This is a genomic window from Duganella sp. OV510 (assembly GCF_900100205.1).
GTDB lineage: Bacteria > Pseudomonadota > Gammaproteobacteria > Burkholderiales > Burkholderiaceae_D > Rugamonas.
Window position 1 is genome coordinate 181,163 of the sequence record NZ_FNEQ01000010.1, and the last position, 12,395, is coordinate 193,557.

Sequence of the window (12,395 nt, forward strand, 5' to 3'; positions counted from 1 at the left end):
CCGGCAACCATGCGCAAGATTCTTCCCGCCCTGCTCGCAATCGCCTGCGGCAGCGCCACCGCCCAAAGCAATGTCCAGATCTATGGCCGCCTGAATGTTGGACTGGAAAGCCTGCAAAACGACGGCACGCGCGTCTCGCGCCTGAGCAACAACCGCTCGGTGCTCGGCTTTAACGGCAGCGAAGACCTGGGTGGCGGCACCAGAATCATCTTCCAGATCGAAGGCACGCTGGCACCAGATACCGGCGCCGGCAGCCCGGCCGCACGCGACACCCGCCTTGGCATCCAGGGCTCCGCCGGCACTTTATTCGCCGGCAACTGGGTGACGCCGTACAACGGTGCCACCGCCGGCCTCGATCCCTACTACCCGACCACCGCCGGCTACATGAGCATCATGGGCAACGGCGCCGGCGCCACCGTCAGCAACACCAGCGACACCTCATCTTTCGACCGCCGCCAGCAGAACAGCGTCCACTACTGGACACCGGTATGGAACGGCCTGCAACTGCGCGTGGCGCAGGGCATGAGCGAAGAACGCCCGGCCAACAGCGCCAAGCCATCGCTGACCTCAGCGGCGCTGGTTTACGAGCAAGGCCCGTGGTACGCCACCGCCGCCTACGAGCGCCATCACGCATATCAGGGACCTGGATTGAACGACAGCGCCGCCAAGCTCGGCGCCGGCTACCGTTTCGGCGACACCCGCGTGGCGCTGGTGGCCGAAAAGCTGCGCTACGAAACCGCCGCCGGCACGCTGGAGCGCAACGATACCTACGCCTCCGTCACCCACCAGGTCGGCCGTGGCGTCTTCAAGCTGGGTGTCGGCCATGCCGGCGACGGCAGCGGCAGCGCACCCACCGGCACCACCATCGGCTACGCCCGCAAGGGCGACGACACCGGTGCCACCCACATCACCGCAGGCTACGACTACAACCTGTCGAAGCGCAGCACCGTCTACGCCTACTACAGCCACCTGAACAACGACCGCAACGGCGTAGTCGACTTCGCCATCAACAGCCTCGGCGCACAGCCAGGCGCCACGCTAAAAGGCCTGGTGCTGGGGCTGCGCCATAATTTCTAAAAGGCACCACCGACACCCGCACAGCACAGGCGTCAGGGTCTGACCCCGTACGGGGTACTATCAAACTAGCAAGTCACGCAAGGAGTCCGCTCGGTGATCGGCGGTTTCGGTGGCGCGATGCGCGGGTCGATGGCCGGCTCCGGTGTCTGGTAGCTGAACGGCGTGATGATGATAGGCGGTATCGCGGGGGGTGCCGAAGGCGGGCCTTTCGGGCCTCCGCCAGACAGACGCTGGGCGCTACGCTGGCGCCTTGTACAGTGACGTACCGAAGGGATCGATTGCCCTTCGCTCATTGCAAGCCAAGCCATGTCATGCCCTCCAGGTGGAAAGTGAGATTATCAGTTTAGCCCACCATATCTTTAAATCAAGGTCCAATCTGCCTGCCGGCACGGCTTATCGCCGCTGGCACGCGTTCCATCCCGCAAATCCGCCGGTCTGTCGCAATCCGTTGGCCCGTTGCGCCTCGCATCGGTACAGTTCAACCATGCCAAACGGCATGACAATATCAACAAACGGGGTAACGCCATGAACACGAAAGCCAAAAAACTGATCTTCGCCGCCTTCATCCTGCTGCTGGCGGTTGCCGCTTGCCAATCGTTCTTTGGCGACGGCATGCATGTCAACATCGATGGCGATGAAATCGATGGTCCACTGGGCGCGATGCTGGCCCTGGTGTTCGGCGGCGCCGGCATGCTGCTGGCCGGCCTGATCATGGTCTGCGTGGCGATCTTCCTGTGTGTGCTGTTCGCCAGCCTCGGCATCCTGGCCGTGTTCGGCGTGGCGCTGGCGGCGGTGGTCGCGGTCGCGGCGGTGTCGCCCCTGCTGCTGCCGCTGCTGATCCCGATCGGCCTGTACTGGTTGTTCGTCAGCCGCCCACGCAAGCAACGCCGCGTCGCTACCATCGAACAAGCTGTGTAAGTTTCAACCGGAAGCGGCCGGGACCTGATGCCCCGGCCGATCCGCCTCGCCATCCATCAGTTCCACCCGGTTGCGGCCACCGCGCTTGGCGCAGTACAAAGCCTGATCGGCGCGGCTCAGCGCCGGATCGCCACCCGCACTCTTCCCACCCATGACGGCCACGCCGATGCTGACGGTAATGTGCAGCGTGACGCCCTCCTCCAGCAGCATCGGTTTCTGCTCCACCCGCTGCCGCAGGCGCTCGGCAAATACCGCCGCCGCTGCCAGGTCCGTCCCCGGCAGCAGGATCGCAAACTCCTCGCCGCCGACGCGGCCTGGCATGTCGATCTTGCGCTGGCTGTCGCGCATCAGCTGCGCCAGCTGGCGCAGCACGGTGTCGCCGGCCGCGTGGCCATATTCATCGTTGATGCGCTTGAAATGATCGATATCCAGCAACAGCACCGCCGCGCAGGCGCCGATGTCGCGTTGCAGGCGGCCCTGTTCATCCTCCAGCCGACCCATGAACTCGCGCCGGTTCGGCAGCCCGGTGAGGAAGTCGGTGGTAGCGAACACGCGCAACTCGTCGTCCATGCGCCGGCGTTCGGTGATGTCCAGCGTGGAGACGATGACGAAGTCCAGGCTGTGCGTATGACCCGGCATCACCAGCAAGGTCAATTCATTCAGTCGCGCCACGCCGTCGAGCCGCTCGAAGCTGCCCTCGCAGGCAAAGAAGTGCCGTCCCTGCGCCAGCGCCGTCACTGCGCGCGCGAAATTCGGCATGGCGGCGGCGTCGAAGTTTTGCGCCAGCGTCAGTTCGCCGACATTCTTGCGGCCGTGCGGCGCTGCCACCTGTTCCAGCGCGGCGGCGTTGACATCGACGATGCGCACCAGCGATGCCAATCGCCGCAGCTGACTCGGATTCGCCTGCAGGTAGGCCGCCAGGTCGTCGATGCCGGACAACTCCAGTTCAGCCAGCGCGCCACGCACCGCCGACCAGTCCTGCTCCCACAGCGCCACTGGCGCGTGATCGTACAGGCTGCGGAAGCGCGCTTCGCCGACCCGCAGCGCCACCGCCGCCTGCGCCTGCTCGATCGCAATACCGGCCAGCCGCGCGCCCTGCTCGATCAACGCGATATTCGCCAGGCTGGGCAAGCGTGCCTCGTGGTGGTAGATCGCAAATGTACCAAGCACCGCGCCGCTGGTGCTGATGATCGGATCGGACCAGCACGAACCTAGCCGCGCCTGCAAGGCCAGGTCGCGATACTCCGCCCACGATGGCGCGCTGCGGATATCTTCGACGATCACGCGGCCACGCGTCAGCACCGCCTGGCCGCACGCGCCCAGGCCGGAACAAATCGACTTGCCATGCATGGCGGCGTTGAAGAAGCCCGGCAGGCTGGGCGCGGCGCCGACCAGCAGATGTTCACCGCTTTCGTCCAGCAGCAGGATGCTGCATAACATGTCCTCGTTAGCCGCCTCCACACCCAGCACCACGCTTTCCAGGATGGTTTGCAGCGGCGCGCCCGTTGCCAGCAGTTCCAGCACATGGCGGCGCGTCTGCTCACGCTGTTCGATGTGCGTGCGTTCGGTGATGTCGCGAAACGACCAGATGCGCGCCGGCTCGCTGCCCAGCAGCAGGCCGCGCGTGTGCTTCTCGATCACCCGGCCATCCTTCAGGTGCAGCACTTCGCTCTGTTCTTCCTGCACGGCGCCCTCCAGCTGCGGACCGCAATCCGGATGGTGCAGCTGTCCGCACATATGGTTCATCAACACCGCGCCGTCGCTTTGCCAGTCGAGGTATTCCGGCACATTCCACAATTCGCGGAAGCGGCGATTCGAGTTGAGCACCGAGCCTTTCAGGTTGTCGACCAGGATGCCGTCGATGGTGGAATCCAGAATGCTGCGCAACATGGCCTGGCTGCGCTGCGCACTGTCGGCCAGTACCATCAGCGTGTTCTGGCCTTCCTTCAATTCCGCCGCCAGGGCGCGGCTGCGCTGCAAACCTTCGCGCGCACGTACGCGGCCGCGCGCCAGCAACCACGTAAGCCACGCCAGCAGCACGCTCAACGCAAACCCGGACCAGGCAATCTGCTGCGCCTTGTCGTTGCGCAGCGGCGCTCCGCCAGGCAGCAGGGAGATGCGCAGCGTCCAGCGGTGATTGGCGATGCTGATCTGTTGCCGCGTCGAGCGCAGATGATCGCCTGCATCGGGCACGCTGTCGTACATCAGCGCATCGTGCTCGATGGCGTCGCCATCGTAGATCTCCACATCCAGCGCGGCGGCGCGCGGGCCGCCCAGCCCCGCCATCAGGTCGCCGGTGCGGAACGGCGCATAGACCCAGCCACGAATGGCCGCGCGGCGCTGCGCCAGCGTGGCGATCGGTTGCGGATGGTTGAACACCGGCAGCACCACCAGGAAGCCCGCCTGCACCGGCTCTCCCGCTTCCTGCACCAGGCGGATTTTCGCGCTCATGGCCGGCTGGCCTGAATCGCGCGCCTGTTCCAGCGCGCTGCGGCGGTGCGTTTCCGACGCGGTATCGTAGCCGAAGGCGCGGCGATTGTTGTCGTTGAACGGTTCGAGGTAGACGATGGGCGCATACCATGCCCGTTCGCCATCCGGTGCAATGCGGTAGTCGGGGAAGCCCTGGCGTCGCACTGCCGCTTCATGCGCCGCGCGCTGGTCCTTGCCGACCATCTGCATGAAGCCGACGCCGTGCACGCCGGGGAAGTGACGGTTCAGGTCCTGGCCGGTGAGATAGGTGCTGAACTCGTCGCGGTCAACCAGCTGCGAACTGGCGAACAGCCCCTGCACGCCATACAGCACCTGCACATAGGTCTGCATGCGCTGATCGAGATTATTGACCAGTTCCCGCACGCGGCCTTCAAAGTCGGCCCGCACATCGTGCTCGGCGTCGACATTGGCGCCATGCCACAGGGCTGCGGTAACGCCCAGGCAGCCGGTCAACACCAGCACTGGCAGGATGCCCGGTGAGAGCAGATCCTGCAGGCGGCGCAGCCGTGCCGGGGCGCGGGCGGGCATTTACACCTCGGCGCCCACAAACTGATGGTAACCCCGCGCGCGCAGGGCGCACGCCGGGCAGGTGCCGCAGCCGTAGCCCCAATCGTGCAGCGCGCCGCGCTCGCCCAGGTAGCAGGTGTGGGTGCCGCTGCGGATCAGGTCCACCAGCACCTGGCCGCCGAGTTCCTCAGCCAGTTCCCAGGTCTGTTTTTTATCGCGCCACATCAGCGGCGTTTCCAGCTTGATGCGGGTGTCCATGCCGAGATTGAGCGCCACCTGCAGCGCCTTCATGGTGTCGTCGCGGCAGTCCGGATAACCAGAGAAATCGGTTTCACACATGCCGCCCACCAGCACCGTCAGGCCACGGCGATAAGCCACGGTGGCGGCCACCGTCATGAACAGCAGGTTGCGGCCGGGGACAAAGGTGTTCGGCAGGCCGTTGGCTTGCGTTTCAATCGCAATGTCATGGGTCATCGCGGTTTGCGAAATGGCCGAGATCAGCGACAGGTCGATCATGTGGTCTTCGCCCAGCCTGGCGTCCCACCCGGCGGAATGGGCGCGCAGGCTTTGCAGCAGTTGCGGCCGCACCGTCAGCTCGACGGCGTGGCGCTGGCCGTAATCGAAACCAATGGTTTCAACCCGTGCGTAGTTTTTCAGCGCCCAGGCGAGGCAGGTAGTGGAGTCCTGGCCTCCGCTAAACAGGACCAGGGCGGAATCGGTAGGCAGCATAGTTCTTTCCAGATGAAGCAATATTATAAGTACGCCATGTTTCAGGGCAATCCGGTAACATGCGGTATAGCGCAAACCTTATGGAGTCTCATGTTACCGGCATCGCCAGCAAAAAAACGGACAGGATCACGAATTTTGGCACAAGTTGTGACAAAAGGGTCCGTCGGCCTCGTTGCGGCCGTGTTGACCATGGTGGCGCAGGCGGCGGAAGGTCTGAAATACGAGGTACGCATCGATGCGCCAAACGATGTGCGCGAGCTGTTGCAGGATAATCTGGACCTGGTGCGTTTTCGCGGCAATGACCGCATCGACCGCGAGCAGCTGCAACGGCTGGTGCGCGTAGCGCCGGAACAGATCCGCACGCTGGTCGCTACCGATGGTTACTATTCGCCGCAGGTCAGCGCCACGCTGGATCGCGAGTCGTCGGACACGCCGGTGGTGCAGGTCAAGGTGACGCCGGGCGACCCTGTGCGCGTCGGTGAGATCGACCTGTCCTTGCAAGGCTTCGCGCCCAATCCCGAACAGCCGGCGGACAAGCAGTTCGATGTCAACACACTCAAGGCTGGATGGCCGCTGAAGAAGGGCGAGGTATTCCGCCAGAACGAATGGGAATCGGCCAAGCGCTCGATCCTGCGCTCGGTGGTGCAGACGCGCTATCCGCGCGCACAGCTGGTGGAGAGTCAGGCGACCGTCGATCCGGAGCAGCACCTGGCTCAGCTGCGGGTGGTGATCGACAGCGGCCCGGAGATGCGCTTCGGCGAGCTGCGCATCGAGGGGCTGAAGCGCTATCCGGATAAGGTGGTGCGCAACCTGAACCAGATCCATCCTGGCGATTACTACAGCGAGGCGGCGCTGCAATCCTATCAATCGCGCCTGCAGGACACCGGCTACTTCGCCAGCGTGGAAGTCAGCGCCGACACCAGCGCCATCCTCAACGAACAACTGGACGCCGCCGCCATGACGCCGGAGCAGAACGCCGCCGCGTCGATGGCGCCACTGCCCTTGCTGGTGCGCGTGGTGGAAAACAAGCGCAAGAACGTCAGCGCCGGTGTCGGTTATTCAACCAATACCGGCAACCGCGCCTCGCTGACGTATGACGACCTGTCGGTGTTCGGCCTGCGCATGAAGAGCGCGCTGACGCTGGAAACCAAGAAGCAGACCGCCACCAGCAATTTCTATTTCCCGATCACGCCGGAAGGCTACAACGACAGCGTTGGTGCCTCGTTTGAGCGCAGCGATATTTCGGGCGAGGTGACCAGCGTGGCCAGCCTGGCCGCCAAGCGCGCCTGGGGCACACCGCTGCTGGAACGTAACCTGACGCTGGAGCTGCTGACCGAGACCAAGACGGTGGGCGGCATTCCGTCCAGCCAGAGCAAGAGTTTGCCGCTGACTTATGGCGTCACCTGGCGCAAGCTGGATAACCTGCTGTTCCCGACCAAAGGCTATGCGCTGAACGCGCAGCTGGGCGGCGCGCTGCTGCCGGTACTGACCGATGAAAAATTCATCCGTGGCTACACGCGCGGCGTGCTGTATATGCCGCTTGGGACGCGCTCCAACGCCATCTTCCGCGGCGAGTTTGGCGCTCTGGCGTCGGGCAGCAAGAACGGCGTGCCAGCGGTGTATCTGTTCCGCGCCGGTGGCGACCAGTCGGTGCGTGGCTACGGCTATCAGGAGCTGGGCGTTCCGCTGGATGGCGCAATCACCGGCGGCCGCTATGTGGCGACAGCCAGCGCAGAATATCAGTACTGGTTCAAGCCGCAATATGGCGCGGCGGTTTTCTATGACGCGGGTAATGCGGGCGATACGATCAGTGCCTTGCATCCCAAGTCCGGTTATGGCGTCGGCGGGCGCTGGAAGAGTCCTGTGGGACCGATCAATGTCGACGTGGCGTACGGCCACGCGGTCCGCAAATATCGTATGCACTTCTCGCTGGGATTCACTTTCTGATGGCTGACCAACAAGACACTCCTCAAGAAACCGTTGTTGCGCCACGCCGCCGCTGGCCGCGCCGGGTGGCGATCGGATTCGGCGTGCTGGTGGCGCTGCTGGTCGGCGCCTTCTGGCTGCTGGGCCGCGAGTCAACCTTGCAGCAGCTGGTGCAGCGTTTGTCGGCGGCCAGTGGCGGGCAGATTACGGTGACGGGCGTGAGCGGTTCGCTGTACCACCGCATGCATATCGATAAGCTGGTATATCGCTCGAAAGATAGCGTGGTGACGGCGGAGCAGATCGATATCAACTGGTCGCCGTTGCAGTATTTTTCGGAGGGGCTGACCATCAGCGAGCTGCATGCGCGCAGCCTGCTGGTGCAGAGCACCGGGCCTTCCGAGCCAGCCAGGATGCCGGAGTCGCTGGCCTCGCCGATCAAATTGAGCATCTCCGACGGCCGGCTGGACAAGCTGACCTTGGCCAGCGAGGCTGGCAGCGATGTGATCGAAAGCCTGCGCTTCCAGCTCAATGGCGATCGCAAGGAATGGCGACTGCAAAATGCGTCGGCACGCACCGCGTTCGGCGATATCAAGGCCGATGCGACCATCGCCGGCAGCAAACCGTTTGCGCTGAACGGCAAGGCGACGCTGACGTATGGCGCGACCGCTGCGCGCGACGGCGCGGCGGCGAATGATCGCGGCGCGATGAGCGCTTCGGCAGCGGGTGCGGACGGACACGGCGCTGCAACGAGCAAGCCTGGCGCAGTGACCGGCGGGCACGCCGAGGTGGCTCCGGGCGGCGCGCGGTTGGCGGTGCAGGTGGCTGGCGATTTGTCGCTGTTGTCGCTGAAGCTGCAAGGCGCGGCGAATGGCGCGAGTGGCGAGGCGGCGTTGTCGCTGGCGCCGTTCGACAAGATCATCCTGCGCGCCATCGACCTGACCGGCCGCGATCTCGATCCCGCCGGCTTCGACGCCACGTGGCCGGAAGCAAAGTTCAGTCTGAAACTGACCGCTGCCATCGCCGCCAACCAGAAACTCTCCGGCCAGTTCGCCCTGCTCAACCAGGGCAAGGCCGCGCCGCTGGACCAGAGTGGCCTGCCGCTGCAAGCCTTTAGCGGCCGTCTGGACGGCACCCTCACCTCCTCCGTGCTGGACAACGTGCTGCTGGACCTCGGTCCGGCCGGAAAATTCACCGGCGGCGGCAAGGTAGACCGCAGCGGCCCCGAAGCCGGCATCGACGCCGCCCAGTTCAAGCTGCGCACCGAACGCCTGGACCTGAAGAACATCCACACCAGCATCAACAAGACCGCCATCGCCGGCGACATCAGCGCCACCAGCACGCCGAAAAAACAAACGTTGGCTGCGGCGCTGGTGGACAAAGGCATGCGCCTCGACCTGCAAGCTACGCTGGCCGACGCCTTGCTGCAACTGCACCAGCTTCGCCTGCAGGCCAAGAAAGGCAGCATCACCGCCACCGGCCAAGCCAGTCTGAAAGACAAACAGGAATTCAGCGCCAAAGTCAGCGCCGATCATTTCGATCCGTCCGCGCTGGGCACCGGCTATCCGATCGCCGACCTGAATGCCGACATCAACGCCAAAGGCGCTTTGACGCCAGCATGGCAAGTGGCGGCTGACTTCAACATCAAGGCCAGCAAGCTGATAGGCCAGGCGCTAACCGGCAAGGGAAAACTGAATGCGGATGCCCGACATATCAGCGGCGTCGACGCACACCTGTCGCTGGCACAGAACACCGCCGATATCAGCGGCAATTTCGGCGCACCCGGCGAACAACTGAAATGGAAGATCGATGCGCGCCAGCTCTCGGCAGTAAGCAGCGACCTGCTGGGCGCGATCACGGCCAGCGGCATCGTCACCGGCGCCATGGACGCGCCGCGCAGCAGCTTCGAGGCTGACGCGCGAGGCCTGGCGTTTGCTTCGGCCAAGCGGCCGGCTGACAGTGTGATACACGCTTCCGGCGACGTGGCCATGGTCAAGGGCACGCCGGAGCTGAAGCTGACCGGCAGCATCCAGCGCCTGAATCCCGCCAGCTTCGGCGCCGCGCAAGCGGGCGCCATCAATGCCACCTTCAGCGGCGATGCCCGCTTGGCCGGTGACTGGCGTGCGGCGTTGAACCTGGCCTTGCAGCCGTCCACGTTTGCCAATGCGCCGCTATCGGGCTACGCGAAGCTGACAGCCTCCAAGGGCGCGATCAGCAATGCGGATATCGACTTGCATCTGGCGTCCAACAGCTTGCAGGCCAAGGGCAGCTTCGGCAGCGCGGCGGACAAGCTGGAGTGGCGTCTCGATGCACCGCAGCTTGGCGCGCTCGGCCCGCAGTTCGGCGGCGCGCTGCGCGCCAGCGGCACCGCATCCGGCACCAGCGCCCGCCCCGCCATCGCACTGACGCTCGACGGCAGCAATCTGCGCGCGCCCGGCCAGCAACAAGTCGCCACGATACGCGGCAGCGCCACGCTGGGCAACACCATCGCCATGGCCAGCGGCTCGACGTTCGGCGGCGGTGCGACGTTCGCCAGCGGCGCGACCACCAGCGTGGGCAATAGCGCGGCGCGTGGCACCACCAGCGGCGCGGCAGAAAACGGCCGCCAGACGCGCGGACCGGGCAGCGGCGCCACGGCTAGTGCGCGTGGCACGGGGCGCGGCAACGCGGCTGTGGAAGCGACGGCGGATGTGCCGCTGGTTAGCGACATCGAAATCACGCGCTATGTATCGCCATCGATCTCGCTCGACCGCGTGCGGCTGCAAACCAGCGGCACGCGCTCCGCCCACATCATCCAGCTGAGCGCCGCCAATCCCGACTTCGACGCCGCGCTGCGCGTCAAAGGCAGCTGGGCCGACGACACCTGGACCGGCGCCATCGACACCCTGCAAAACAAAGGCCGCTTCGCATTGACGCTGGCCGCGCCAGCGCCACTGAAACTCAGCGCCCCGCAAGACACCGGCGTCGCCGGCCTGCTCAAGCCGGAACAGATCGCCCTGGGCAGCACCGTCATCAACCTGCCAGCCGGCAGCATCCGCATCGACAATCTGGAAAAAACCGGCGCCACCTGGCGCAGCAACGGCCGCGCCGCCGGTGTGCCAGTCAACTATCTGGCGCAATTGTCCGACGCCTGGCGCGACAACGTCCGCAGCAACATGACCATCGGCGCCGAATGGGGCGTCAACCTGCAAGCCGCCACGCGCACGCTGGCTGGCATGGTCCACGTCTACCGCGAACAGGGCGACCTGACCATCATCGGCGCCGACCTGCCGCAAGCGCTCGGCCTGCGCACGCTGGATGCCCGTGCCGACGTCAACGACGGCACGCTGCGCGTGCAGCTCAGCGTCGACGGCACCCGCGCCGGCCAGGCAAAGCTGGACGGCAGCGCCCAGCTGCACGATGGCCGCCTGGCCGACGACAGCACCTTCACGCTCACCGGCAGCGCCAATATGGGCTCCCTGGCCTGGCTCGCACCACTGGCCGGTCAACCGGGCCTGGAAATCGACGGCACCTTCAAGATGGACGTCAACGGCAGCGGCACCATCGCCGCGCCACAACTGAGCGGCGACATCACCGGCGACAAACTGGTGGTCAACTGGCTCGACCAAGGCATCAAGCTGCGCAACGGCCAGTTGCAGGCACGCCTGAGCGGCGACCAGCTGCAACTGCAAAAGCTGGCCTTCGACGGCGCCCAGGGCCGCGCCCAGGCCGACGGCTGGATACGTTATGCGGCCAACGAAGCGACCATGCAACTCAAGCTTACCGCCGACAAGCTGGAAGTGCTGTCGCGCCCCGACCGCATCCTGGTCATCAGCGGCAGCAGCAGCCTGGTGCGCGACGCCAAACACTTCCAGCTGGACGGCAAGGTACGCGCCGACCGCGCCCGCATCGAACTGGCCGGCGCCAACACGCCAACGCTGAGCGACGACGTGGTGATCGTCGGCAAAGGTGCGCCACAAGTGAAAGCGCCGCAAGGCATGCCGCTGAACGTCGACATCGAAGCGGACCTCGGCAACGACTTCAACCTGAGCGGCAAAGGGCTGGATGCGCAACTGGCCGGCGCTCTGCGCATCCGCGTTGCCGATCGCCGCCCGCCGCGCGTCAACGGCAGCATCCGCGTGGTCAACGGCACCTATGCGGCCTATGGCCAGAAGCTGGCGATCGACCGCGGCGTCATCAACTTCACCGGCGCCTATGACAACCCAGGCCTGAACATCCTCGCGGTGCGGCGCCGTCCGGAAGGCGAAGCGCTGAGCGAAACCAATGTGGAAGCTGGCGTTGAAGTGCGCGGCACCGCGCTGGCACCGCAGGCCAAGCTGGTATCCACGCCAACCGTGTCGGACAGCGACAAGCTGGCGTGGCTGGTGCTGGGTCACGGCATCGAGAACACGCAGGGCAACGACATGGCGCTGCTGAGCACCGCCGCCGGCGCGTTGTTTGGCGGCGGTGGCGGACAAGGCAAGCTGGCAAGCGCGCTGGGCGTAGATGAACTGGGCGTGGGACAGGCAGCCGGCACCTCGACCGCCGGCGCGGCCACCGGCTTGCAAAACACCGTAGTCACGGTCGGCAAGCGCATTTCGTCGCGCGCCTACCTGAGCTTCGAACAAGGCGCCAGCAGCGCGACCAGCCTGGTCAAGCTGAAGTACAAGCTGAACCCGCGCATCACGCTGCAGTTCCAGACCGGCACCAACAACGCGCTGGACGTGCTCTACACCTGGGCGTTCGACTAGCGCGGATGATGGTCCGGCACC

6 protein-coding genes are annotated in these 12,395 nt (G+C 65.2%); 4 read left to right on the forward strand and 2 right to left on the reverse strand.

The genetic code is table 11. From position 1 onward, the window contains the following. Positions 1–9 precede the first annotated feature (9 nt). Together BLS51_RS23830 and BLS51_RS23835 are read left to right on the forward strand one after the other, a co-directional pair. On the forward strand, positions 10–1,077 hold the full coding sequence (locus BLS51_RS23830) for a porin (RefSeq protein ID WP_090190156.1): 1,068 nt from the start codon (positions 10–12) through the stop codon (positions 1,075–1,077). Between the two features lie 525 nt (positions 1,078–1,602). Continuing rightward, on the forward strand, positions 1,603–1,995 hold the full coding sequence (locus BLS51_RS23835; RefSeq protein WP_090190386.1) for a hypothetical protein: 393 nt from the start codon (positions 1,603–1,605) through the stop codon (positions 1,993–1,995). A gap of 3 nt (positions 1,996–1,998) precedes the next feature. On the opposite strand, the gene BLS51_RS23840 is transcribed toward BLS51_RS23835, so the two are convergent. Together BLS51_RS23840 and queC are read right to left on the reverse strand one after the other, a co-directional pair. After that, the gene (locus BLS51_RS23840) at positions 1,999–5,013 is read right to left on the reverse strand and encodes a CHASE domain-containing protein (RefSeq protein ID WP_090190158.1); all 3,015 of its coding nucleotides are present in this window, start codon (positions 5,011–5,013) and stop codon (positions 1,999–2,001) included. Continuing rightward, on the reverse strand, positions 5,014–5,721 hold the full coding sequence (gene queC, locus BLS51_RS23845; RefSeq protein WP_090190160.1) for a 7-cyano-7-deazaguanine synthase QueC: 708 nt from the start codon (positions 5,719–5,721) through the stop codon (positions 5,014–5,016). 189 nt (positions 5,722–5,910) lie between these two features. Between queC and BLS51_RS23850 the strand changes: the two genes are divergently transcribed. Next, positions 5,911–7,668 carry an autotransporter assembly complex protein TamA gene (locus BLS51_RS23850; protein WP_229207743.1) on the forward strand — a complete coding sequence of 586 codons (1,758 nt, stop codon included), beginning with the start codon at positions 5,911–5,913 and terminating at the stop codon, positions 7,666–7,668. Next, positions 7,668–12,374: a translocation/assembly module TamB domain-containing protein gene (locus tag BLS51_RS23855; protein WP_229207737.1), complete on the forward strand. Its 4,707-nt coding sequence runs from the start codon at positions 7,668–7,670 to the stop codon at positions 12,372–12,374. The genes BLS51_RS23850 and BLS51_RS23855 overlap by 1 nt, the downstream gene beginning before the upstream one ends. Positions 12,375–12,395 lie beyond the last annotated feature (21 nt).